This window comes from Brevibacterium sanguinis, from assembly GCF_039528855.1.
GTDB classification, from domain to species: Bacteria; Actinomycetota; Actinomycetes; order Actinomycetales; family Brevibacteriaceae; genus Brevibacterium; species Brevibacterium sanguinis.
Window position 1 is genome coordinate 39095 of record NZ_BAAAMB010000006.1, and the last position, 22870, is coordinate 61964.

At 69.9% G+C, this 22870-nt stretch carries 22 protein-coding genes; 12 read left to right on the forward strand and 10 right to left on the reverse strand.

What is annotated here, in order from left to right:
• Positions 1 to 56: 56 nt before the first annotated feature.
• The 5 genes from hutH (at position 57) to ABD154_RS07030 (ending at position 7069) form a co-directional block, all read left to right on the forward strand.
• Complete coding sequence (hutH, locus tag ABD154_RS07010; RefSeq protein ID WP_344250799.1) at positions 57 to 1742, forward strand: histidine ammonia-lyase; 1686 nt, start codon at positions 57 to 59, stop codon at positions 1740 to 1742.
• A 1-nt stretch (position 1743) separates the two neighbouring features.
• Positions 1744 to 2970, forward strand: a complete 1227-nt coding sequence (locus tag ABD154_RS07015; RefSeq protein ID WP_198500316.1) for an allantoate amidohydrolase — start codon at positions 1744 to 1746, stop codon at positions 2968 to 2970.
• Entirely contained in the window at positions 2967 to 4385 is a 1419-nt protein-coding gene (locus ABD154_RS07020; RefSeq protein WP_198500317.1) for a formimidoylglutamate deiminase, read from the forward strand. The genes ABD154_RS07015 and ABD154_RS07020 overlap by 4 nt, the downstream gene beginning before the upstream one ends.
• A gap of 3 nt (positions 4386 to 4388) precedes the next feature.
• Positions 4389 to 5165 carry an IclR family transcriptional regulator gene (locus ABD154_RS07025; RefSeq protein ID WP_198500318.1) on the forward strand — a complete coding sequence of 259 codons (777 nt, stop codon included), beginning with the start codon at positions 4389 to 4391 and terminating at the stop codon, positions 5163 to 5165.
• A gap of 203 nt (positions 5166 to 5368) precedes the next feature.
• On the forward strand, positions 5369 to 7069 hold the full coding sequence (locus tag ABD154_RS07030; RefSeq protein ID WP_198500319.1) for an ABC1 kinase family protein: 1701 nt from the start codon (positions 5369 to 5371) through the stop codon (positions 7067 to 7069).
• A 30-nt stretch (positions 7070 to 7099) separates the two neighbouring features.
• Here ABD154_RS07030 and ABD154_RS07035 read toward each other — a convergent pair whose 3' ends face one another.
• Both ABD154_RS07035 and ABD154_RS07040 read right to left on the reverse strand, forming a co-directional pair.
• Positions 7100 to 7480 carry a VOC family protein gene (locus ABD154_RS07035; RefSeq protein WP_198500320.1) on the reverse strand — a complete coding sequence of 127 codons (381 nt, stop codon included), beginning with the start codon at positions 7478 to 7480 and terminating at the stop codon, positions 7100 to 7102.
• A 60-nt stretch (positions 7481 to 7540) separates the two neighbouring features.
• Positions 7541 to 7891 (reverse strand): hypothetical protein, encoded by a 351-nt coding sequence (locus ABD154_RS07040; protein ID WP_198500321.1) that lies wholly within the window; start codon positions 7889 to 7891, stop codon positions 7541 to 7543.
• Between the two features lie 143 nt (positions 7892 to 8034).
• Between ABD154_RS07040 and ABD154_RS07045 the strand changes: the two genes are divergently transcribed.
• Positions 8035 to 8340 carry a nucleotidyltransferase family protein gene (locus ABD154_RS07045; protein WP_198500322.1) on the forward strand — a complete coding sequence of 102 codons (306 nt, stop codon included), beginning with the start codon at positions 8035 to 8037 and terminating at the stop codon, positions 8338 to 8340.
• On the forward strand, positions 8330 to 8686 hold the full coding sequence (locus tag ABD154_RS07050) for a HepT-like ribonuclease domain-containing protein (RefSeq protein WP_198500323.1): 357 nt from the start codon (positions 8330 to 8332) through the stop codon (positions 8684 to 8686). The genes ABD154_RS07045 and ABD154_RS07050 overlap by 11 nt, the downstream gene beginning before the upstream one ends.
• Here ABD154_RS07050 and ABD154_RS07055 read toward each other — a convergent pair.
• Entirely contained in the window at positions 8683 to 9894 is a 1212-nt protein-coding gene (locus tag ABD154_RS07055; protein WP_232623807.1) for a methyltransferase domain-containing protein, read from the reverse strand. The two genes, ABD154_RS07050 and ABD154_RS07055, sit on opposite strands and share 4 nt — an antisense overlap.
• Positions 9895 to 9942: 48 nt before the next feature.
• On the reverse strand, positions 9943 to 11391 hold the full coding sequence (locus ABD154_RS07060; protein ID WP_198500325.1) for a cryptochrome/photolyase family protein: 1449 nt from the start codon (positions 11389 to 11391) through the stop codon (positions 9943 to 9945).
• Between the two features lie 159 nt (positions 11392 to 11550).
• Between ABD154_RS07060 and ABD154_RS07065 the strand changes: the two genes are divergently transcribed.
• The 3 genes from ABD154_RS07065 to ABD154_RS07075 all read left to right on the forward strand — a co-directional run bounded on the left by ABD154_RS07065 (position 11551) and on the right by ABD154_RS07075 (position 14838).
• Positions 11551 to 13002 carry an amidohydrolase family protein gene (locus ABD154_RS07065; protein WP_198500326.1) on the forward strand — a complete coding sequence of 484 codons (1452 nt, stop codon included), beginning with the start codon at positions 11551 to 11553 and terminating at the stop codon, positions 13000 to 13002.
• Positions 12999 to 13709: a sulfite exporter TauE/SafE family protein gene (locus ABD154_RS07070; RefSeq protein ID WP_198500327.1), complete on the forward strand. Its 711-nt coding sequence runs from the start codon at positions 12999 to 13001 to the stop codon at positions 13707 to 13709. Before ABD154_RS07065 ends, ABD154_RS07070 begins: the two co-directional genes overlap by 4 nt.
• Before the next feature lie 67 nt (positions 13710 to 13776).
• Positions 13777 to 14838: a LacI family DNA-binding transcriptional regulator gene (locus ABD154_RS07075; protein WP_198500328.1), complete on the forward strand. Its 1062-nt coding sequence runs from the start codon at positions 13777 to 13779 to the stop codon at positions 14836 to 14838.
• 28 nt (positions 14839 to 14866) lie between these two features.
• Here ABD154_RS07075 and ABD154_RS07080 read toward each other — a convergent pair whose 3' ends face one another.
• The 5 genes from ABD154_RS07080 to ABD154_RS07100 all read right to left on the reverse strand — a co-directional run bounded on the left by ABD154_RS07080 (position 14867) and on the right by ABD154_RS07100 (position 18936).
• A complete protein-coding gene (locus ABD154_RS07080) occupies positions 14867 to 16252 on the reverse strand; it encodes a uracil-xanthine permease family protein (protein ID WP_198500329.1) in 1386 nt (461 codons plus the stop codon).
• A gap of 169 nt (positions 16253 to 16421) precedes the next feature.
• Positions 16422 to 16931: a hypothetical protein gene (locus ABD154_RS07085; protein ID WP_198500330.1), complete on the reverse strand. Its 510-nt coding sequence runs from the start codon at positions 16929 to 16931 to the stop codon at positions 16422 to 16424.
• Positions 16932 to 17000: 69 nt separating this feature from the next.
• Positions 17001 to 17816, reverse strand: coding sequence for a class I SAM-dependent methyltransferase (locus ABD154_RS07090; RefSeq protein WP_198500331.1), 816 nt, complete (start codon positions 17814 to 17816; stop codon positions 17001 to 17003).
• Positions 17817 to 17941: 125 nt separating this feature from the next.
• Positions 17942 to 18301, reverse strand: coding sequence for a DoxX family protein (locus tag ABD154_RS07095; protein ID WP_211978332.1), 360 nt, complete (start codon positions 18299 to 18301; stop codon positions 17942 to 17944).
• On the reverse strand, positions 18298 to 18936 hold the full coding sequence (locus ABD154_RS07100; protein WP_211978331.1) for a TetR/AcrR family transcriptional regulator: 639 nt from the start codon (positions 18934 to 18936) through the stop codon (positions 18298 to 18300). The genes ABD154_RS07095 and ABD154_RS07100 overlap by 4 nt, the downstream gene beginning before the upstream one ends.
• 115 nt (positions 18937 to 19051) lie before the next feature.
• Between ABD154_RS07100 and ABD154_RS07105 the strand changes: the two genes are divergently transcribed.
• Positions 19052 to 20317 carry an Nramp family divalent metal transporter gene (locus ABD154_RS07105; protein WP_249120941.1) on the forward strand — a complete coding sequence of 422 codons (1266 nt, stop codon included), beginning with the start codon at positions 19052 to 19054 and terminating at the stop codon, positions 20315 to 20317.
• Between the two features lie 86 nt (positions 20318 to 20403).
• Here the strand turns inward: ABD154_RS07105 and ABD154_RS07110 are convergent, their stop codons facing one another.
• Positions 20404 to 21924: a lipase maturation factor family protein gene (locus tag ABD154_RS07110; protein WP_211978329.1), complete on the reverse strand. Its 1521-nt coding sequence runs from the start codon at positions 21922 to 21924 to the stop codon at positions 20404 to 20406.
• A gap of 132 nt (positions 21925 to 22056) precedes the next feature.
• Here ABD154_RS07110 and ABD154_RS07115 point away from each other — a divergent pair, with 132 nt between their 5' ends.
• Entirely contained in the window at positions 22057 to 22719 is a 663-nt protein-coding gene (locus ABD154_RS07115; protein ID WP_211978328.1) for a hypothetical protein, read from the forward strand.
• Positions 22720 to 22870 lie beyond the last annotated feature (151 nt).

Genomic DNA, 22870 nt, shown 5'->3' on the forward strand with positions numbered 1-22870 from the left:
CGCCCCACCGACCATCCATCCGCCATCTGTTTCCCGCCCCGACGAAAGGCCCCTAGATGTCCGCTGTCATCGATCTCGATCCCGATACCCTCACCTTCGCCGACGTCGTCGACGTCGCCCGCCACGATGCGAAGGTGGCCCTGAGCGAGACGACCCTGGCTCGCGTCGGGAAGTACCGGGAGGCGATCGATGCGCTCGCGGCGGCGCCGAAGCCCGTCTACGGCGTCTCGACCGGGTTCGGGGCGCTCGCCCAGCGGCACATCCCCGCCGAGCTGCGCACCCAGCTGCAGAAGTCGCTCATCCGCTCCCATGCCGCCGGTGTCGGCGCACCCGTCGAACGCGAGGTCGTGCGGGCGCTGATGCTCCTGCGCGCCCGGACGCTGGCGACCGGGCGCACCGGTGTCCGCGCCGAGGTGCTCCAGACCTACGTCGATCTCCTCAATGCCGGGATCACCCCCGTCGTCCACGAATACGGGTCCCTCGGGTGCTCCGGTGACCTCGCGCCGCTGTCGGCGTGTGCGCTCGTCGTCATGGGCGAGGGCGTCGCCGAAGGTCCCGACGGCGTCGCCGGGCCTGCCGATGAGATCCTCGCGCAGGCCGGGATCACGCCGGTCACGCTCGCCGAGAAGGAGGGGCTCGCGCTCGTCAACGGCACCGACGGCATGCTCGGCATGCTCATCATGGCGCTCACCGACCTCGAGAGCCTGCTCACCGCTGTCGACGTGTCCGCGGCGATGAGCATCGAAGGGCTCTTCGGCACCGACGCCGTCTTCGCCCCCGAACTCCACTACCCGCTGCGCCCCCACGACGGGCAGGCCGCCTCGGCGGCCAACATGCTCGCCGCCCTCCACGGGTCGGGCATCACCGCGAGCCACCGGGACTCGACCCACCTCGTCCAGGACGCGTACTCGATGCGCTGCGCCCCGCAGGTCAACGGCGCCGCCCGGGACGCCGTCGCCTTCGCCACCCAGGTCGCCGAACGCGAGCTGCGGGCCGCGATCGACAATCCCGTCGTGCTCACCAACGGCATGGTCTCCTCGAACGGCAACTTCCACGGCGCCCCGCTGGCCCACGCGCTCGACTTCCTCGCGATCGTCGCCGCCGATGTCGCCTCGATGGCCGAACGCCGCACCGACCGCCTCATGGACGTCGCCCGCAACCAGGGGCTGACCCCGTTCCTCGCCGACGACGCCGGAGTCGACTCCGGTCTGATGATCGCCCACTACACGCAGGCGGCCATGGTCTCCGAGGCCAAGCGCAATGCCGCCCCCGCCTCGGTCGACTCGATCCCGTCCTCGGCGATGCAGGAGGACCACGTGTCGATGGGCTGGTCGGCGGCGCGCAAGCTGCGCACGGTCGTCGACAACCTCGCCAGCGTCATCGGCATCGAGCTCTACGCGGCGTCCCGCGCCTGCGACATGCGCGAGGCTGATCCGGCCCCGGTCACCGGCGCCGTCATCGCCGCAATCCGGGAGACCGTGCCCGGTCCCGGCCCCGACCGGTTCCTCTCCCCCGAGCTCGCCGAGACCATCGCGAAGGTCAAGGACGGGTCCCTCGTCGCCGCCGCCGAGGCGGTCACCCCGCTCACCCACACCGTCACCGCGGCCGCCGGCACCTGGCAGCCCGTGGGCGGCGGCCCGGCCGTCAACGATTCCGACTTCACCGCGCTCGGCAACCTCGAGGCCGCCGCGGAGGCCTCGGGCACGGCCGCGGCGACGACCGAGTACCACGAGGACAAGTGAGATGAGCGACGTCGTCTCCCTCCTCGCCCAGATCGCCGACACCGGTCGGGATCCGCGCGGACCCGGTTACCAGCGGCCCGGGTTCTCCGCCACGGAACGGGAGCTGCGCACGTGGTTCCTCGCCGAGGCGGACCGCCGCGGTCTCGACACCGAGATCGACGCGAACGGCATCACCTGGGCGTGGGCGACCGAACCGGGCGACGACGCCGTCGTCACCGGCTCCCACCTCGACTCCGTCCCCGGCGGCGGGGCGTTCGACGGGCCGCTCGGGGTCGCCTCGGCGCTCGCGGCCTTCGATGACCTCAAGGCCTCCGGGGCGCTCGACGCGGCCGGCCGACCACTCGCGCTCGCCGTCTTCCCCGAGGAGGAGGGGTCGCGGTTCGGGGTGGCATGCCTGGGCTCGCGGCTCATCACCGGTGCGATCGACTCCGACCGGGCCCTCGGCCTCCGGGACGCGAACGGCGACACCTTCGCCGATGTCGCGCGCGGCTACGGCCTCGACCCCGCGCGCATGGGCGCGGACCCTCAGCGGCTGCAGGGCATCGGCTCGTTCATCGAACTCCACGTCGAACAGGGCATCGGGCTGGCCGGCACTGATCAGGCTGTGGCCATCGGCTCCTCCATCATCGGACACGGTCGGTGGCACTTCGCGTTCGCCGGTCAGGGCAACCACGCGGGGACGACCCCGATGAACCACCGCGCCGACCCCGTGGTCGCGGCCTCCCGCGTGATCGGCGACATCCCGACCCTAGCGGCCGCCACTGACGCGACAGCCGTCGCCACCGTCGGGCGCACCCTCATCCACCCGGGCGGGACGAACGTCATCGCCTCGGGCATGAGCTTCTGGCTCGACATCCGCCACGAGGACGATGCCGTCGTCGAACAGGTGCTCGAGGCGATCACCGCCCGCGCCCGGGACCACGCTGCGGACACCGGTGTGAGGGTCGAGGTCTCGCAGGAGTCGTACTCTCCGACGACGCGCTTCACCGCCGCGCTCAACGACCGGCTGCGCGCGGTGCTCCCCACCGCCCCGATGCTGCCCTCGGGGGCCGGTCACGACGCGGGCATCCTCGCCCCGCACGTGCCCTCGGCGATGCTCTACGTCCGCAATCCGACCGGCGTCTCGCACGCGCCGGAAGAGGCGTGTGAGGACGATGATGCGCGGGCGGGCGTCGACGCCCTCGTCGCCGTCCTCGAGAGCGAACTCGGCGTCGGCGGTGACCGATGAGTACCGCATTCTGGTGCGAGTCGGCCTGGGTCGATGGCGCGGTCGCCACCGGCGTCCTCCTCACCGTCGATGACACGGGCACGCTCACCGCGGTCGACACCGGCATCGCCGTCGCGCCGGAGGGCGCCGAGGTGGTCCCCGGCCTCGTCCTGCCCGGCGGAGTCAACGCCCACTCCCATGCGTTCCACCGGATGCTGCGCGGCCGCACCCACGGTGACGGCGGCACGTTCTGGACGTGGCGGGAGGTCATGTACTCGATCGCCGGCCGACTGACCCCGGAGAACTACGAAACCGTGGCCCGGGCCGTCTTCGCGGAGATGCTCGCCGGCGGATACACCTCGGTCGGCGAGTTCCACTACGTCCACCACGCCCCCGACGGCACCCCCTACGGCAGGGATGCCGGCTCATCCCCGCACGCGATGGAGCGGGCGCTGGCCCGGGCGGCCGCCTCGGCGGGCATCCGTCTCCGCCTCCTCGACACCGCCTACCTCACCGGCGGCATCGGCGCCGATCTCACCGCCGAGCAGGCGCGCTTCGGCGATGGGACGATCGCCGGCTACCTCGAGCGTCATGCGCGGCTCGGCGAATATCTCGCCGCCGAGTTCCCCGTCGGTGCGCCCGGGGAGAGCTTCGTCCACCTCGGTGCCGCGATCCATTCGGTGCGTGCGGTGGCCGCCGCGGATCTGCCGCGCTTCACCGAACTGTCCGGACCGCTGCACGTCCACCTCTCCGAGCAGCCCGCGGAGAACGAGGCGTCGGTCGCGGCGTACGGGACGACGCCGACGCAGGTCCTCGCCCGGGCCGGAGTCGTGAGCGAGAGACTCTCACCCGTCCATGCGACGCATCTGTCCGACGCGGACGTCGCGACCCTCGGGCAGAGTGGGACGACGATCGTCATGTGCCCGTGCACGGAGGCCGACCTCGCCGACGGGATCGGTCCGGCCCGGGAGCTCGCCGAGGCGGGGGCGACGATTGCGCTCGGCTCCGACCAGCACGTCGTCCTCGATGCCCTGCGGGAGACGCAGGGACTCGAGGCCGGGGAGCGGCTGCGCAGCGGCCAGCGCGGCCGGTTCTCTCCGGCCGAGCTCATCGCGGCTCTGACGACCGGGGGTGCGCGCAGCCTCGATCTGCCCGTCGGCGAACTCGTCCCCGGGGCGGCGTGCGACTTCATCGCCGTGGCCACCGACAGCATGCGGACGATGGGGTCACTCGGCGAGCAGATCGTCCTCACCGCCACCGCCGAGGACATCCGCATGACGGTGAGCGGCGGCATCGTCCGCATCCGCGACGGCGTCCACACCGAGCTCGGTCCGATCGCCGATCTCTACGCCGCGGCGTTCGCTGCCCTGGGAATGACGACGGCTGTATCCGGGACGCGTGTGTCCGGGACGCATGCGTCCGGGACGGCTGGCTGAGTCGTGGCTGAGGTTCCCGCGCTGCGCCGCTCGGTGGCGATCCTGCGGCACCTGGCGGCGTCGAACCGGGCGATCTCCGCGGGTGCCCTCGTGCGCGCCCTCGACCTGCCGCGCTCGAGCGTCTACGAGCTCCTCGCGGTCCTCGAGGAGCTCGGCCTCGTCGTCCGCACCGAACCGGGGTTCGTCCTCGGGCCCGGGGTTCACGAGCTCGGCAGCTCGTACCTGCGGATGAATCCGCTGCAGCGGCTCGCCCAGCCCGTCGTGCGGCAGCTCGCCGAGGACACGGCGGCGACGGCCCAGCTCGCCGTCATCCGCGGGTGGGAGACGGTCTACGTGCTCAAGGAGCAGTCGCTGAAGTCCGTCGCCGTCGTCACCGCGACCGGGGTGCGGATGCCGAGCTATCTCACGGCCACCGGGCGGGCGATCCTCGCCCAGTTGCCGAAGTCCGAGGTGCTCGCGATGTTCCAGTCCGAGTCCGCCTTCGTCACCCGCACGGGCCAGGGGCCGACCTCGGTGCGGCAGCTCGGCGCCCTGCTCGCGCAGACCAGGCGTGCCGGGTGGGCGATCGAACACGGGGAGGTGACGCCGGGCATCTCGACGCTCGCCGCCCCCGTCTACGATGTGCTCTCCCGCCCGATCGCCGCGATCGGCCTCTCCGTGCCCGCGCCCGAAGCGCCGGCCCCCGGAGCCGGTGAGGCCCCCGCGACGCCCGCAGTGCCCGACGATCTCGTCGCCCAGGTCCTCACCGCCGCCGCCGAGGTCACCGCGAAGCTGCGCTGACCGCGAACCTGCGCTGACCGGGAACCTGCGCTGACCGCGTTCGCCGCGCACCGCCTCGGCGATTGTCCTTGCTGACATCAGACACCGATGCTGACATCCGGCACCGATGCTGACATCCGGCACCGATGGGCGGCGGTTACACTGTGCCCACCCCAGACCGCAGCGGAGCCGATGGAGGGTTCGCGCGAGACCCAGGAGCAGGCATGGAATCCCCACATCTGACAATGTTCGGCAGCGACGCCGGACGCGCTCGGGAGATCCTCGAGGTGCTCGCGCGCTACGGCATCGCCGAACGATCCGCGCGCACGCTCGCCGCCGCGGACGGCAGCACGAACCTCGCGACGCGGTTCGCCGATCCCGACCTCGTCAAACTCGCGCCCGGTGCACGGCTGACCGCGGCCTTCACCGAACTCGGGACGACGTGGATCAAACTCGGCCAGTCGCTGAGCATGCGCGGCGACCTCGTCGGCGCCGATATCGCCGAGGCGCTGTCCGGGCTCCAAGCCGAAGTGCCCGCCGATCCGCCGGGCAGGGCGAAGGAGCGGGTCGAAGCCGACCTCGGTGCCCCGGTGAGCGAGCTCTTCACCTCCTTCGACGTCGAGCCCTTCGCCTCGGGATCGGTGGCGCAGGCGCATCACGCGGTGCTCACCGACGGCACCCCGGCCGTCGTCAAGGTCCTCCACTCCGGTGCCGAGGAGAAGGTCCGCGGCGACCTCGACCTCATGAAGAAGGTCGCGCGGTTCGTCGAATCCGCGGACCCGGAGCTCGCGCGCTTCAACCCGGCGCAGATGGTCGACGAGTTCGCCGAGATGATGAGCCAGGCGATGGACCTGACCAACGAGCTCCGGGCGATGCAGCGTTTCGCACGGGAACTCGACGAACTCGACTGGCTGCTCGTGCCCACGCCCTACCCGGAGCTCAGCGCGACAGGGGTGCTGACGATGGAGCAGATGCCGGGCGTTCAGACGAAGACCAGCGCGGATGTCACGGGCGCCGGGTGGAGTGTCGACGATCTCACGAAGCACGTGACGAACGCGTGGATGACGATGATCTTCGACAACGGCCTCTATCACGCCGACCCGCACCCGGGGAACTTCCTCATCCCCGATGCCGAGCACGTCGTGCTCCTCGACTACGGGGACGTCGGCTACCTCGCCGGCCCACGGCGCAACGACGTCATCCGCCTCCTCACGGCCGTCGTCGGACGTGACGTCTCCGACCTCACCGACATCCTCCTCATCGTCTGCAACGCCCCCGCCTCGACGGACGTCAAAGACCTCGAGATGGCCGTCGACAAGTGGATGGCGCAGTACCTGCCCGAGGACACGGCGTCGACGGACATCGACCTCAACGCCGCGATGACCGCGTGCATGCAGCTGCTCCACGACAAGGAGTTGAGCTTCCCGAGCGACCTGGCGATGCTCGTGCGCGTCATGGGGCGGCTCGAGGGATTCGGCATCCAGCTCGGCAGCACCGTGACGATGGAGGAGTACCTCGGGCCGTACCTGCGTGAGCACATGATCAGGGAGAACAGTCCGAAGAAGATGCTCGAGCGGCTCGTGCGGTCGACGACGAGCTGGACCCGGATGGCCCGTGAGCTGCCCCGCGACATCGAGATCCTCGTTCAGCAACTGCGCAAGGGCGAGACGCGGTTGGAGATCAACCTGCGCGACCCCGAGGAGCTCACTGACAAGCTCATCGACGGCCTCATGGCGTCGTCGTCGTTGCTCGCCGCCTCCCAGCTGCTGGCGAACCGGACGGGACCGACGGTCAAGGGGGTCTCGATCGCCGGTCTCGCCGCGGCCGGGGTCTCCGTGGTGACGTGGCGGAACCTCACGGTCCGGCGCAACAGTCACATCACCGTCACCGAGGAGCTCATGAAACTGGCCCGCCGCGTGCGGTGAGACCGCCAAGGCTGCTTCGCGCCGCGCCGCTCAGAGATAGGGCCGCGTGATGAGCTCGAGGTAGTGGCCGGCCGGGTCGAGGAAGTAAACGCCGCGACCGCCGTGTTCGGTGTTCGTCTCCAGCGGGCGCGTCCGCTGCGGATCGGCCCAGAACTCGAGGCCGCGCTCCCGCAGCAACGCCATGGCACGGTCGAATTCGTCGTCGGTGCAGAGGAACGCCATATGCACGGGCGAGATCTCAGACGGCGGCGGGGGAGCGGCGAACTGGAGCATCACTCCGCCCGTGAGCATGATGTTGGAGAAGACGCCCCACGACTGGGTGTGCTCCGCGCCGAGGATGTCGACGTAGAACTGTGCGGACTCGACCGGGTCCGTGGCGGCGATGATGGTGTGGTTGAACGTGGCTGACATGTGGGAATGACCTGACTCTGTGATGTGCGTGGGGCGACTCAGCCGTGGGATCTCAGGCCGTCACCGGCCGTCGTCGATGAGGGTGAGCAGCTCTTTCGCCGCCTTCTCGATCTCGCCGTGCTTGTACTCCCCGGCGCGCGATTCAGCGGCGATGACACCGGCCCGGTGGACGACGACGAAGTCGCCGTACGGGAACGAGTAGGCCTTCTTCGTGCGCGGGTCAGCCGATTCGTCGATGCCGAGGTGCCACTTCGCGTAGGCGTCCCACCCGTTGTCGGAGATGAAGACGTCCTCGTCTTCGGCGCTGGGGCGATCCTTCGACCAGTCACCGCGATCGTTGCGATCGACCTTGCCGTCTCGGATGAGGGTGCGCGCCTGTTCGACGCCCTGGGTGTTCACTGCGATCGACATGCGGGTACTCTAACGCGCCCACCGGGCACTGACCACCCTGCAAGCTGTGGCTGGGGTCCATTGAACTGTCGGTCCGGTCAAGGCGTCTCCCGCCGATGAGAGTTGTCTGGCGGCGCGTGCCAAGGGGTGAGAGAATTGACGACGTGAGCGGTGACCTGCCTTTCGACGAAGTTGCCATCGCACGTGTGTGCGAGCAATTCGGTGTCGCACGTCTGAGCGCATTCGGCTCGGTGCTCCGAGACGACTTCGATTCTGAGACCAGCGACGTCGACTTTCTTGTCGAGTACAAGCCGGACGCAGACCTGACGTTCTCGTCCTACTTGGCATTGCGCGCAGAGCTGGAGGCAATCGTCGGTCGACCAGTGGATCTCGTGGATGTCCGCACGCTCCGAAATCCCTACTTCACCCGAAATGCACTGTCGACATCGCGCGAAGTCTATGCCGCCTGAGACCGGGGCATATCTGTGGGACGCCCTCGAAGCCGCTGAGTTCGCGCAGTCAATCGCAGAGAAATCCTCCCGCCGTGAGTTCTCCGACGATTGGATTCTCCAAGCGGCCGCAGAACGCAAGTTGGAGATCCTCGGCGAAGCGCTCAACCGGATTCGCCAGACCGATCTTCCGACTGCTCTGCGCATCCCATCGGTCAACGAGATCATCGCCACCAGACACGTCATCGCTCACGGCTATGCGACTGTCGACTCCGAACGGGTCTGGAGGATGATTCGGGACGACCTTCCCCAGCTGATCGTCTCACTGAGGAATCTCCTGGAGGAGTTCGGACCCCCGCCGCGCTAGACCGCTCCCGCCCGGCGGCGCAGGAGGACTGCGACCTCGAGGTGCTTCGTGTGCGGGAACATGTCGAAGACGCGGGCGCGGGTGACTTCGTAGCTCGGCATCCGGTCGAGATCCTTCGCCAGGGTGAGCGGATTGCAGCTCGAATAGACGATGTGCTCGACCCCGGAGGTCTCGAGCGCGGTCGACAGCCGCGACCCGATCCCTCGCCGAGGCGGGTTGACGATGATCGCGTCCGGGCGCTCCCCGGCACCGAGGCGGGCCTCCGCGACCTCGGTGGCATCCCCGGCGATGAACTCCGTGATGTCGTCGACGCCGAGTTCGACGGCACTGAGCTTCGCCGACTCGATCGCCTGGTCGCTGATCTCGATGCCGGTGATGCGCCTCGGCGCCAGCCTGCCATCGTCGCTGCCGGCCGCACTCCACAGGGCGAAGCCGCCGACCCCGCAGTAGAGGTCCCACAGTGCGGCCGGTGCGATCTCGTCGACCCAGTCCGCGACCTGATCGCAGAGCGCGGTGGCGACCCCGGTGTTCGTCTGGAAGAAGCTCTGCGGCCGCAGGTGGAGGTCGACGCGCTCGAGGTTCATCCACAGCGACTCACCGACGAGCATGACCTCGCGGCTGCCCTCAAGTGCGGCCTTGTGCTCGGGGAGGAGGTTGACGGAGACGACGGACGCCTGCGGGATCGCCGCGCGCAGCGTCGCGGTCCGGGAGGCGATGACCTCGAGCCCGAACTGCGAGCGGACGACGAAGCGGACCATGAGCTCCCCCGAGGGCGCCGCGGTGACGTGGACGAACTTCAGCTCGCCTCGGCGGGCGGAGACATCGTAGGGGTCGAGGCCGGTCGCGTCGAGGAAATCGGCGAGCACGGGGATGACGGCGCGGATCGTCGGCACCTGGATCCCGCAGTCGCGCAGGTCGACGCCGTGGAAGTCCCCGTCGAGGATGCCGAGCGTCACCGCACCCGCGACCCCTCCGACGGCGAGCTTCGCCCGGTTGCGGAAGTCGTGGTCGGGACCCGAGGCCGCCGGCAGCCACGCGGCGGGGGCGTGGGCGGCGAGGACCTCCCGGCACCAGGCCTCCTTGTCCGTGATCTGCTCGTCGTGCGGGGTGCCGAGCAGCGCGCACGACCGACACCGGTCGGCCTCGAAGTAATGGCAGACCAGGCGTCCGTCCACGGTCGTGGCAGGAGCGAGCGGCAGCGTGGTCATGCCTGCCATTTTACGCGGCACCATCGCCGGCACCCGGCGGGAGTGGGCTCAGTCCTCCGCGGTCGCGCTCTTCATCGCATCGTAGGCGGCGAGCGCGGCATGACGGGACTCGCCGAGGTCGACGAGCGGGTCGCCCGCGTCCCCCGACGCACCGAGCCATCGCCTCACGTACACCCCGTCGGGGTCGAAGCGGATCCGCTGCCGTTCGGGATTGAAGACCCGGAAGAAGGGGGAGGCGTCGGCACCGCACCCGGCGACCCACTGCCAGGACACGGGATTGTTCGCCTCATCGGCGTCGACGAGGGTGTCCCAGAACCACTGTTCCCCGGACTGCCAGGCCAGCAGCAGGTTCTTCGTCAGCAGGCTCGCCGTGACCATCCGGACCCGGTTGTGCATCCACCCGGTCTCCCACAGCTGCCGCATCCCCGCGTCGACGAGGGCGATCCCCGTCCGGCCCGCCTGCCATGCGTGCAGCGCCTCGTCATCGTCCTCGTAGGGGAAGTGCGCGAACTCCGGCCGCATCGGCCGCCAGTCGAGGTCGGGCACATGGTGGGTGAGGTGCCACGCGAACTCCCGCCAGTACAGCTGCCGCACCCACGCCTGCCGATCCGCCGCCCCGACATCGGTGAGGTCCGCGACGGCGGTGAGGAGCTGCCGCGGCGAGACCTCACCGAAGCGCAGGCGCGGCGACAGCGCCGACGTCCCCTGAGGATCACCGGGGACGTCCCGGTCCTCGGCGTAGCCGTCGATGCGCTCGCCGAGGCGGTCGAGCGCCTCCGCGGCAGCGACGACCCCCGGTGTCCAGTGGGCGGCCACGGTGTCCGTCCACCACGGAAACCCGTCCTGGTCGCCGGAGGCCGGATCACCGGCCACGGCGTCGAGCAGGCGAAGGTCGGCGACGCCGGTGAGGAGGTGGGGACTGTCCTGCCGGACGCGGGCGAGACGCTCGGCGGTCGCAGCGCTCGGCGACTGCGCCTCGATGACCGGCAGCGGCGGGTCGACGGGGATCTCCCGGGCGGCGTTCCAGAACGGGGTGAAGACCTTGTAGTGCTCACTCGCCGAGGACGGCGTGACCTCCCACGGTTCGACGAGGAGGGCGCCACGCGAGCCCTCCGCCGCGATGCCGCGAGCGCTCAGCGTCCCGGCGACGACCTCGTCGAGGGCGCGGGAGGCCGGGGCGTACCGGCGTGACCAGCGCACCGTCGTCGACCCGAGGCCCTCGGCGACGTCGGGAATGATGTCGGCGGCATTCCCCGCGGCGAGGAGCAGCGGGATGCCGAGCGACTCGAGTTCCCCCTCGAGGACCCGGAGGGATTCATGGGCCCACCAGCGCGCTGCCGCCCCGAGCGGCCGCGGCCCGCGGCCCTCGGCATCCCGGGTCTCGCGGATCCAGATCGCCACGACGTCGCCGGCTTCACGGGCGGCGGTGAGCGCTTCGTGGTCGGCGACGCGCAGATCATCGCGGAACCAGACGAGGGTGAGAGGGTGGGAGGCCATGACAGGGATTATTGCACTGTCACCGTCATGGTGAGTGCCGTTGACCGACGCGATTCGGAGGCCTACAATTGAATGAACCAAATCGATTTGGCCACGATCGTACGGCACCCCGAGATCCCGCGATGCTGCGGGTCGGACCGCCAGAGCCCGAAGGACGATATGAATCCCCTGCGCACCCTCGACGACACTGCGACGCTCCTCGTCCCCGAACAGCTGCTGCTGCCGACCGGACCGCAGCGGGATCACGCCGTGCTCATCGAGAACGGCCTCATCGCCGCGGCCGGTCCGACCGCCGAGCTCGCAGCGACCGCCGCCGGTCGCACGGCTCGGCGGATCGAGCTTCCCGGCCGCCTCCTCATGCCCGGCTTCGTCGATGCACACCATCACCTCTCGCAGTCCTTCGGCAAATCCCTCGTCTTCGGCGAACCCTCGGAGATCTTCTCCCGCGTGTGGGTGCCGATGGAGGGGCAGATGGATGCCGAGGCCCTCGACGTCGCCACCCGGTTGGCCGCATGGGAGTCCCTGCGCGGCGGCTTCACCACGGTCGTCGACGCCGGAACCCGGGCCGCCGCCGACGTCGGAGCGATCGCCGAGGCGACCGTCGAGGTCGGGATGCGCTGCGTGCTGGGACTCATCGGCAACGACCTCGGCGGCGGGGTGCGCACCGCGTCCGTGCCCGAGGTGACGGCAGCGGCTGCCCACCATCTGAGTCGCTGGGAGTCGATAGAGCTCGTCCACCCGTCCCTGGCGGTCTCGATCCCCGAGGTCGCCTCCGATGAGGCGCTCATCGCCTTGGCGGGGCTCGCCGGTGAGGCCGGCGCCGTCCTCCAGACCCACCTCAACGAGCACCTGGCGGCAGTCGAGCGCTCCCTCGTCGCCGGTGGCGAGCGACCGCTGGAACGTCTCGCGCGCCTCGGCGTGCTCGGTCCGCAGCTCCTCGCCGCCCATGCGACGCTCCTGACTCCGCGAGAGATCCGCCTGCTCGCCGACACCGGCGCGGCGATCGCCTACAACCCGGTGGCGAGCTCGTGGAAGGGCAATGCCGTGGCGCCCGCCCTCCTCCTCCACGAACTCGGGGCCCGGCTGGGGCTCGGCACGGACGGCACCCGCTCCGATGCCTTCCGCCTCCTCGACGCCGCCGAGACAGCCCAGCGCCTGACCGCCGGCCTCGCCGCGGGAGATTCATCGACCGGCGGCGGGTGGACCTGGCTCGAGCTGGGCCTGCGCGGGGGAGCCGACGCCGTGGGCCTCGCCGGGCGAGTCGGCGAGATCACCCCGGGGGCCTACGCGGACCTCCTCGTCGTCGACCTCGAGACGCCGGAGTTCGCGCCCTCGTGGGACCTGCCGTGGGAGCTCGTGCGCCTGGGCAATCGCGACCAGATCGAGGCTGTCATCGTCGGCGGTCGTCTGCGCCTCGAGCGCGGATGGCCGGTCGACTGGGACGGACGTGCTCTGCTCGGACGGGTGCGGGAGATCGCCCAGCGGGTCGTCGAGACCTCGCCGATCACCCGCGTCGACCCGCTCTCGGCCGACCATCGCGCTGCGTGGGTGAGAGAGCATGCCGCCGACGCGGCGCGGGCCACCGCGCACCCTGTCGAGGTCGCACAGTGACGCTCCTCGCCCTCGGCATCATCGCGGGCACCGTCCTCGTCTCGGCGTTCGTGCAGGGCTCGACGGGCATGGGGTTCGCGATGATCGTCGCCCCGGTCGTCAGCTTCATCGACCCGAGCCTCATCCCCGTCATGCTCCTCGTCCTCATGATCCCCTTGAATCTCTACGTCGCCGCGCGCGAGCGCAGCGCCATCGACTGGCACGGCGTCAAGTGGATCAGCGTGGGGCGCTTCGCCGGGACCTTCGCGGGATTGTGGATCCTCCTCATCGTCAACCTCCAGCAGCTCTCGCTGCTCATCGGCTGGTCGACCCTCGTCGCCGCCGTCATCGCCCTCCTCGCTCCGAAGTTCACCCCCAACCGCACGGTGCTGGCCTCCGTCGGCCTCGTCACCGGGGTCACCGAGACCTCGACCGGCGTCGGCGGACCGCCGTATGCTCTGGCCTACCAGCACAGTCCCGGTCCGGAGCTGCGGTCGACGGTGGCTGTGTGCTTCCTCGTCGGCGAGGTCATCTCCCTCGTCGTCCTCGCCATCAGCGGTCAGGTCACGGGCGCCACGCTGCAGACGACGCTCATCATGCTGCCCTTCCTCGCCATCGGCTCGTTCATCAGCCGCTACGTCCACCATCGCCTCGACGGCCCGGTGCTGCGCTACATGGTCCTCGGCTTCGCGATCATCTCCGGTGCCATCGTCATCATCCAGGCGTGAGAGCCGACGGCGCTCGGCCGGGACCATCCGCTCCGGGCTGCGCGACCCCGTCCAGTACGCTGAACCCATGTCAGCACCCACCCGGCGGCCCCGCGCCACGATCGCCGATGTGGCCCGTGAGGCCGGCGTCTCCCGGACGACCGTCTCCCATGCGCTCAACGGCCTCGGGAAGGTCAACCCGCAGACCCGCGAGCGGGTCCGGGCCGTCGCAGAGGCCCTCGACTACCGTCCGAGCGTGCGCGCCCAGGGCCTGCGCAAAGGCCGGTCTCGCGCGGTGGCCCTCCTCTCGTCGATGCCCGCAGCCGTGTCGGCTGGGCCCTCCCAGCTCGGCTTCTTCACCGAACTCGCGATGAGCTGCGCCCGCACGGCCCTGCTCAGCGGCTATGTCTTCGTGCTCGCCCCACCGGCGGACGGCGACAGCCCCGTCGACCGGCTCGACATCGACGGAGCGATCCTCCTCGAACCGGAGGCCGACGATCCGATCGCCGCGGCGCTGACCGCTCGCGGCATCCCCTTCGTCACGATCGACGGACCGGAAGCGGTCGACAGCCCCCAGGCACGCGCCTCGGTCGATCTGCATCACACGCAGACCGCGACGCTGCTCATCGATCACCTCATCGCCCAAGGGGCGCAGGCGCCTGCGCTCATCGTCGGCACGAGCGATCGCGGGGCGCAGGTCGCCGCCCGCGACGTCTATCTCTCCGCGGCGGCCGCCCACGGCTTCACCCCGATCATCGCCGAGGCGGATGAGGCCGACGGCGAGGACGGCGGAGCCCGGGCCGCCGCCGAGGTGCTGGCCGACCATCCGCGCATCGATGCCCTGCTCGTGCCCATCGACACATTCGCCGCCGGAGCGGTGCGGGCGGCCGCCGAGGCGGGACGCCGGGTCGGCAGCGACCTGCTCATCGCCACGCGCTATGACGGTCTGCGGGCACGCACGAGCACGCCGCCCCTCACTGCGGTGCATCTCGGACTCGATGCCGTCGCTCAGAGTGCCGTGGAGTCGCTGCTGTCCGTCCTCGACGCCGAACCCGAGGAGGCGAGCGAGCCTGCCACGGCGGAGCCGCCGGCACCGACCCTCATCCCGCGGGCCTCGACGGCCGGCGGGATGAGCGCCGGCGGGGCATGAAGGCCGGTCAGCCGCCTCGGCGCAGGAATCAGATCCGATAGTCGCCCGGTCGCTGTTCGAGCGCGCTCGGGTCGTCAATGGGGGTGCGCGCCTTGGGATGGCGATTGCGCTTGCCCGTGTGATGGAAGAGGAGATTGAGGAGGACGGAGACGAAGGCGGCCATCGCCACGCCGCTGCCGAGCAGTGAGGCGACGTTCGGCGGGAACTGGGAGTACATGCCGGGGATGAGGACGGGCAGCAGTCCCGCGGCGAGACCGACGGTCGCGGTGATGAGGCTGCCGGTCTGAGTGAAGTCGACCCGGGCGAGCATCTGGATGCCGAGCACCGCGATGATCGCGAAGACGACGACGGCGGTGCCGCCGACGACGGCCGGCGGGATCCCGTTGAGGATGCGGGCGAGCGGGCTGAGGCCGATGAGGATGAGGAGGATGCCGGCGAACGCGGTGACGTAGCGGCTGCGGACCCCGGAGGCGCGGACGATGCCGACGTTCTCGCCGCTGGTGACCATCGTCGGAGTGCCGAAGAGGCCGCCGGCGAGTGTGACGAGGCCATCGGCGCGGATGAGGCGGGGGACGTCGCGGCTCGGCTCGACCTTCTTCTCGACGATCTCGCCGTTGATGATCGTCTGTCCGGTGGCCTCGGCCATCGAGGCCAGCGCCCACAGGAGCATGGGGATCGCCGCGATGAGGTCGAAGGTCGGAGGACCGAAGGGGAAGAGCGTGGGCACGGCGACGACAGGACCGTCGAGCTGGCTCCCGAACGTCGTCATTCCCATGAACCCGCCGACGACGGTCCCGCCGACGAGGCCGATGGCGATCGAGAGCCGGCCGGCCATGCCGCGGAGGAAGCGGAAGGCGAGCACGGTGATGAGGATCGTGATGAAGCCGAGGAAGAGGTTGCGCGGGTCGCCGAACGAGTCGCTGCCGGGTTCGCCGACCATGAGTCCGCCGGTGACCTGGATGAGGTTGATGCCGATGACGACGACCATGATCCCGATGACCAGCGGAGGGAAGAATTTGAGGAGTTTGACGAAGAGCGTCACGGCGACGATGTAGAAGACGCCGGTGATGAGGACGGCGCCGACGGCGGTGGAGGGGTCGGTGTCCTGGCTGATGGTGATGAAGAGGATCGTCGCGGCCCCGCCGGGAAGCATGACGAAGGGCAGGCGCACCCCGATCTTCCAGACGCCCACGGACTGGAGGATCGAGCCGAGTCCGGAGAAGACGAAGACCGCGGAGAGGATCGCCGAGGTGGTCCCCGCCGGCAGCGACAGCGCTGAGGCGATGAGGAACACCGAGGAGATCGGTGTGGCGACCATGACGAGCACATGCTGGATCGCGAACGGCAGGAGGCTGTGCACCGGGCGCAGCCTGTCGACGGGGTGGATCTCTGAGGCAGTGGTGTCGGCGGACATCGAATCAGTTCTCCTTCGCTCGTGGCTTCGTCGTCGAAGCCCATCGCGTCCAGCGCCGAGGCGCACGAGTGGCCTGTTCACTGCTGCGGCCAAATCGATTTGTTCAATCGTGCACGGGCAGCGGAGAACTGTCAAGGAGAATTCTTCAGGCGGACGTCCGCCCGCCGGCTCACAGGAGGGCGAAGCTGAGGATGAGGAAGAGCGCGAAGGAGATGACGGGGGCGAAGATCGCGACGGCCGTGGCGATGATGCCCTGCGTGCGGCCGCGGTCGGCGGCGGTCGCGATGATTCCCATGACGAGGCCGCTGAGCCCGGCCAGCGTGCACAGGCCCTGGAGGGCGAAGAGGGTCGTGCCGAGCACCGTCAGCCACGCCGGTGCGTCGGAGAAGTAGCGTCCGTTCGCGGCTTCGGCGGGCCCCGCGGTGGCCCCGAGGATCATCGAGGCGATGAGGGAGAGTGCCGCAGCGCCGACGGTGAGTCCGAGCGCCCACTTCCCGAGCCGCGGCGACGGCGCACCCACCGGGGCGGACCCGGGCACTGGGTCGACAGGGCCGGGCACTGGGTTGACAGGGCCGGGCACTGGGGCAGACGACGTGCGGAGGGCGGAGGGTGCGGCCGGCATCTGCGCGGCCAATTCGTCATCGGTGGGCTGCGGAAACGAGAAGTTCGGCGAGGTCATGTCCCCGACGCTACGGAACCGCGATCCCGGGGCCCAGACGGCTTCCCAATGGGTGGGGTCGGGATATCCTCACTCCTTGATCGCGGCGATGAGGAAGCGCTTCTGCGTCACCTCGATCGGGCGGCGCTCGGCGGCGAGGCGCTCCAGACCGCCGAGGTGGTCGCCGACGACGAAGTCGGGCACGTCCCACGGCACGTACGCGAGGTACTCGATGACGGCCTCGACATCGGTGAAGCGCATCGTCCCCTGCCAGCGGCGGGCCGCCTCGACGCGCAGCCCCTGCTCCTCGACGGCGTCGACGCACGGTTCGAGCTGGATCTCCGGATGCTCGGGCTCCCCGCCGAACCAGTTGCGGAACTCGATCGCCTCGGTGCCGTCGACCTGCTGGGTGAGGAAGAGTCCGCCGGGGGAGAGGACACGGGCCACCTCGGCGATGTCATAGCTCTCGTGCCGGTTCATCACGACGTCGAAGGAGGCATCGGGCCACGGCAGCGGCTCGCCGTCGCCGCTGTCGTAGTCGCTGACCTCGATCCCGAAGGGCTCGAGCGCGGCGGCGGCCACCGGCACGTTCGGCGCCCAGCCCTCGGTGGCGACGATCGAGAGGTCGGGCGCGGTCCCGGGGTGGCGGCCGCGGAAGCGTTTGACGAGGGCGATGAGGCGCTCGCCGCCTCCCGTGCCCATGTCGAGGACGGTGCTCGCGTCGTCCCAGGCCTCGAGGCACATCGTGTCGAAGTCCCACGGGGGATCGTCGGCGACGAGGCGGCCCTCGAGGGCGGTGAAGTTCCACCCGGTCATGGCGGCGGTCTCGTGGATCCAGGTCCACCGGGAATGGCGTTCGGCCGGGGATTCGGCGCGAGCGCGGCTGCTGTCGGCGAATTCGGGCATTTCCACACTCCTTCGTCTGGCGTGGCGGCCGTCACTTCGAGCCTAGCCGAGTCGTCGTGCGATCCGAAGCACCGCAATGTTGCAATCGGTTCACGGTCGTCACGACAGTTCCGCGGGCGGCGAGCTCACACGAGGAAGCACCCGATGAGGACGAGGACGGTGAGGGCGAGCATGCCCAGGCAGTTGAGCCAGAAGTCCCGGCCCGTGTAACCGGCTCGGAGGTGGGCGCCTGCTGCGGTGAGGAAGTAGACGACGAGCCCGGCCATCGCGGCGAGTCCGACCCCGGGAATCCAGAAACCGGCGATGAGACCGGCGACGGCGGTGACCTTGACGACGGCGAGCACCCACCACCAGTCCCGCGGCAGGCCCACCCCGTCGAGGCAGGCGGCGATGAACGCCGGCGGGCGGAACGTCATCGCCGCATCGCCGGCCACGATGACGGCGATGACCGCGACCGGCCACCACGGATCGGGCAGCAGCGTCACGGCGTCCTCCGGAAGCGGGTGTGGAAGGCGATGATGTCCGACAGCGCTGTGACCGCGTCGGCGGCGCTCATGTCGCTGGCCGCCCAGCGGAAGATCACGCCCATGTAGGAGTCGTAGAGGGCCGCGGCGCTCGCCCGAGCATTGTCCTCACTGATCCCGATCGACACGAGGTTGTCCCGCAGGGCCGCCTGCAGATCCCGGGCGAGGCCGTCGAAGACCTGCGGTCGACCGTGGATGCGGATGAGCGCGGCCGCATAGTCCCGGGAGAGGTCCTCATGGGCGGCGAAGAACTCGAGGAACGGCAGGAAGATCCCGAGCAGATGGTCCTGCACCGCCGAGGCGGTGCCCGTGCGCGCGATCGTCGCCGGGACCTCCGAGGTGCCGTCCTGGAGCTGCCCGATCCACCGGTCGTAGCACGCGATGAGGAGAGCGTCCTTGTCCCCGACCGCCATCACCCGGCCCACGGACACCCCGGCAGCCTCGGCGACCCTGCGGATGGTCGTCGCCCGGTATCCCGCGGCGAGGAAGAGCTCGGCGGCGGCCGTGACGATCCGGTCCTCGGTCCGTCGGCGCTGGAGTGAGCGCGGGGATTCCGCGGCGCGCGGAGAATTTGAGTGAACACGTTCACTGGACATGGCTCCACGATACGCCGCCTGTGCGCGGGTGCCAAGGCGCCGAGGTGAATGCTCGGTGACGATGCTGCCGACCGTCCGTGTTGCCGGCCGATGAAAGTTAATGTACCTTAACTTTATGCGCAGGACCTCTCCGTCGGCTCACACTGCGAGCCCCACGACCCCACGGGCGCGGCCCCGCTCGTCGCTCGTGCTCCTCCTCGGTCCTGCCTTCGTCGCCGCCGTCGCCTATGTCGATCCCGGCAATGTCGCGGCCAACCTCACGGCCGGCGCGCAGTACGGCTACCTCCTCGTCTGGGTGCTCGTCGCCGCGAACCTCATCGCCGTCCTCGTCCAGTACCTGTCCGCGAAGCTCGGACTCGTCTCCGGGCGGTCGCTGCCGGCCCTCCTCGGCGATCGCCTCGGCCGGAGGTCACGGCTCGCGTACTGGGGGCAGGCGGAGATCGTCGCGGTCGCCACCGATCTCGCCGAGGTGGTCGGCGGTGCCATCGCCCTGAAGATCCTCTTCGACGTGCCCCTCCTCCTCGGCGGGGTCATCGTCGGCGTCGTCTCCCTCGTCCTCCTCTCCATCCAGTCGACACGCGGGCAGCGTCCCTTCGAGTTCGTCATCATCGGCTTCCTCGCGATCATCGCGATCGGCTTCCTCGCCGGACTCGTCGTCGGCGACGTCGACTGGGGGCAGGCCGCCGGAGGCCTCGTCCCGCAGCTCGAGGGCACGAACTCGCTCGTGCTCGCCGCCTCGATGCTCGGGGCCACGGTGATGCCGCACGCGATCTACCTCCACTCCGCCCTCGCCGTCGACCGGCACGGGATGGTGCCGCGGGCGGAGATTCCGCGACTGCTGCGGGCGAACCGGTGGGATGTCGCGCTCTCCCTCGTCGTCGCCGGCTCCGTCAACATCGCGATGCTCCTGCTCGCCGCGGCGGCGCTGCGCGGGGAGTCGGGCACCGACACGATCGAAGGGGCGCATGCGGTCGTCACGGCCAACCTCGGCGAGGTCGTCGGCCTCCTCTTCGGCATCGGCCTGCTCGCCTCCGGGCTCGCCTCCTCAGCGGTCGGATCCTATGCGGGGGCCTCGATCATGCAGGGTCTCCTGCGCATCGACGTGCCGATCGTGTGGCAGCGGGCGGTGACGATGCTCCCGGCCCTCGCCGTCCTCGCGATCGGCGTCGACCCGACGTGGGCGCTCGTGCTCAGCCAGGTCGTCCTCAGCCTCGGGATCCCCTTCGCGATGGTCCCGCTCGTGCGGCTGACGAGGATGCGCACGGTCATGGGCGAGTTCGCCAACGGGCGGGCGATCACGGTCGCCGCGCTCGCCGCCGCGAGCCTCATCATCGTCCTCAACGTCGTCCTCATCGCCCTCCTCGTCGCCGGCATCGACTAGGTCGAGGAGCCGGGCACCGCACCTGAGGCCCGCCTCGGCGGAGGTACATTGGCGGCCCCGCAGGGAGTCAGCGACCCCGCGGGGAGTCAGCGGTCGCGCAGCGATACGGGCCGGACGATCGTCACCGGGTCGGAGCGGACCCACCACGGCACGGGCTCGCCCGCCGCCCGCGCCGCGCGCCGCTCTTCCCGTGTCGCATACCGGTAGGTGAACATCCGGGCGCGGATGAGGGCGGGAGCCTCCCCGTCGAACGGGTCGGGGCCGAGCAGCCGACGGATGAGCGGATCTCCGGTCGCGAGGCGTTCGAGGAGCACGAGGAACCAGGAATCCCGGTAGTCGCCGAGGGCGGCGAACCACATGAGCCAGTCGAGCCGCAGATGATAGGGCGCGACGATGGGTCCGCGCCGGGTGACGTCACCGGGCTTGCCCTTGAAGACGTATTCCTTCCACCCGTGTGTGCCCGAGGGGTCGAGCGTGCCTTCGATGGCGATCTCGTGGCGGGTCTCCGACATCGACCCGAACGCCCCGTACGCGTTGCCGAGTCCCCAGCGGTTGAAGTGCGCGTTCATCAGCTGCCGCGGCGAGAAGAGGTTGCGCAGCGCCGGGATGTTGAGGATGGCCTGCCAGATGACGAACGCGGTGGTGAGGAGCACCCACCACAGCGGGGACGGCGGGTAGGCAGCGGAACTGCCGGCCGCCTCGGCGATCGTGCTGACGGCGGCGTCGATGCCCCACTCCGGCCACGGCCCGCCGATGATCCAGCGGAGGAAGGAGTCGCTGATGCCCGCGCACGCGAGCAGGATCGTCGCCCAGTTGAGCCACGCGTAGTTGCCGGTGATGACGAGCGCGAGCTGGGTGATGATGATCGCGGTCGCGGCGAACGAGGCGATGGGCTGGGGGAGGAAGAGCAGCCACGGGGCGATGAGCTGGACGATGTGGCTGCCGAGCGTCTCTCCCTTGTGCCACCATGTCGGTTTGAGGTGGGCGCTGCGGCTGAGCGGACCGGGCATCGGCTGCGTCTGATGGTGGTAGTTCATCGCCGTGAGGTCGCGCCACGAACTGTCCCCGCGCATCTTGATCATCCCGGCGCCGAACTCGACGCGGACGGTGAACCACCGCAGCAGGAGGATCATGAGCAGGGGCGGGGCGACCGCGTGGGAGCCGAGGAACCCGACGAAGAACCCCGCCTCGAGGAGCAGGCTCTCCCAGCCGAAGCCGTAGAAGCGCTGCCCGATTGCCGAGATCGAGAAGTAGAGCCACCACATCATGAGGAACACGGGAATCGGTGCCCACGCGGGACCGGCCTGGGGGAGGCCGACGATGACGGTGAGGGCGAGGACGATGCCGACGGCGCAGACGATGCGGAGGTTGCGATCGGAGTACGGAGTGCGTCTCCAGCGGAAGAGGCTCGGGGCCTGCCGTGCCGTCGTCAGGGCGATGAAGCGCGGCGCGGGGAGGAGGCCGTGCTCGCCGAGGAGGGGCGGAAACTGGTTCCAGGCGTTGACGAAGGCGATGAGGAAGAGGACCGCGAAGCCGCGTTGGAGGATCTCGCGGGCGATCGTGTAGTCGCCCGCGTCGAGCAGGGGAAGCAGAGCGGTGACGTCCACGGGATCCTCCTCGCCTCGCAGGTGCCCTTGCAGTCGACTATCGCGCGAATCGGGGATGGGGGCAACAGCGAAAAGCGGCTATTGTCGGGGCTGAGGCGCGATCCCCGCGCTCATCACACCCCAGGAGGCATCATGAGCGATCATCCCCAGAAGACCAAGGAGTCCATCCTCGGCCATCCCGCTCCGCGCGACATCGAGTGGAAGCACTTCATCACGATGTGGGAGAACTATGCCGATCGGGTCGAGCAGGAGTCGGGTGACCGCCTGGCGGTGAACATGAACGGCCACCGTGTCGTCTTCCGCCGTCAGCACGACGGGCTCGTGAGCATCGAGGACGTCGAACGCGCCCGTCACCTCTTCGCCGCCCACGAATCGACCGAGGGCGAGGGGCACCTGTTCGTCGTCACGCTCACCGACGAGGACGCGCGCTTCTACGACTTCGACCTGAGCGCCCATGATGTCGAGGTCGACCAGCACGAGCACGAGAAGAACCCGGACTCCCGCGGCCACCACATGCGCACGGTGGAGAAGAAGACCGGTCGTGACGACAAGCAGGACCTCGACCGGTTCTTCGACGACCTCGTCACCGAGATCGACAAGGCCGCGGCGGGACGCGACTTCGTCCTCCTCGGCCACGGCACGGGAACCTCGAACGCCGCCGACGACTTCGAGAAGTTCCTCGCCCACCGGCACGAGCCGCTGCACGAGCACATCATCGCCGCAGGCGTCATCGACCTCAGCGCCGCCGGTGAGCCGGAGATCGAGAAGAAGGCGCAGGAGCTCGCCGGACGGTGACTGTCTTCGTGCTGCGCGGACTGCCTCGGCGCTGCGGAGACGGCATCGGACCGGGCTGGGTGAACTCGGCGGAAATCCTTGTCCGCCCTGTTCACAACGGCGGGTTTGACACGTAGCCTGTCAGCAAGGCGGCTCGTCCCAACCGGGGACG

Excerpts from the sequence above, each read along its gene's own strand:
- hutH (WP_344250799.1), top strand. The coding sequence starts at position 57 with ATGTCCGCTGTCATCGATCTCGATCCCGATACCCTCACCTTCGCCGAC.
- ABD154_RS07015 (WP_198500316.1), top strand. The coding sequence starts at position 1,744 with ATGAGCGACGTCGTCTCCCTCCTCGCCCAGATCGCCGACACCGGTCGG.
- ABD154_RS07020 (WP_198500317.1), top strand. The coding sequence starts at position 2,967 with ATGAGTACCGCATTCTGGTGCGAGTCGGCCTGGGTCGATGGCGCGGTC.
- ABD154_RS07030 (WP_198500319.1), top strand. The coding sequence starts at position 5,369 with ATGGAATCCCCACATCTGACAATGTTCGGCAGCGACGCCGGACGCGCT.
- ABD154_RS07035 (WP_198500320.1), bottom strand. The coding sequence starts at position 7,480 with ATGTCAGCCACGTTCAACCACACCATCATCGCCGCCACGGACCCGGTC.
- ABD154_RS07040 (WP_198500321.1), bottom strand. The coding sequence starts at position 7,891 with ATGTCGATCGCAGTGAACACCCAGGGCGTCGAACAGGCGCGCACCCTC.
- ABD154_RS07050 (WP_198500323.1), top strand. The coding sequence starts at position 8,330 with ATGCCGCCTGAGACCGGGGCATATCTGTGGGACGCCCTCGAAGCCGCT.
- ABD154_RS07055 (WP_232623807.1), bottom strand. The coding sequence starts at position 9,894 with ATGACCACGCTGCCGCTCGCTCCTGCCACGACCGTGGACGGACGCCTG.
- ABD154_RS07060 (WP_198500325.1), bottom strand. The coding sequence starts at position 11,391 with ATGGCCTCCCACCCTCTCACCCTCGTCTGGTTCCGCGATGATCTGCGC.
- ABD154_RS07065 (WP_198500326.1), top strand. The coding sequence starts at position 11,551 with ATGAATCCCCTGCGCACCCTCGACGACACTGCGACGCTCCTCGTCCCC.
- ABD154_RS07075 (WP_198500328.1), top strand. The coding sequence starts at position 13,777 with ATGTCAGCACCCACCCGGCGGCCCCGCGCCACGATCGCCGATGTGGCC.
- ABD154_RS07080 (WP_198500329.1), bottom strand. The coding sequence starts at position 16,252 with ATGTCCGCCGACACCACTGCCTCAGAGATCCACCCCGTCGACAGGCTG.
- ABD154_RS07085 (WP_198500330.1), bottom strand. The coding sequence starts at position 16,931 with ATGACCTCGCCGAACTTCTCGTTTCCGCAGCCCACCGATGACGAATTG.
- ABD154_RS07090 (WP_198500331.1), bottom strand. The coding sequence starts at position 17,816 with ATGCCCGAATTCGCCGACAGCAGCCGCGCTCGCGCCGAATCCCCGGCC.
- ABD154_RS07100 (WP_211978331.1), bottom strand. The coding sequence starts at position 18,936 with ATGTCCAGTGAACGTGTTCACTCAAATTCTCCGCGCGCCGCGGAATCC.
- ABD154_RS07105 (WP_249120941.1), top strand. The coding sequence starts at position 19,052 with ATGCGCAGGACCTCTCCGTCGGCTCACACTGCGAGCCCCACGACCCCA.
- ABD154_RS07115 (WP_211978328.1), top strand. The coding sequence starts at position 22,057 with ATGAGCGATCATCCCCAGAAGACCAAGGAGTCCATCCTCGGCCATCCC.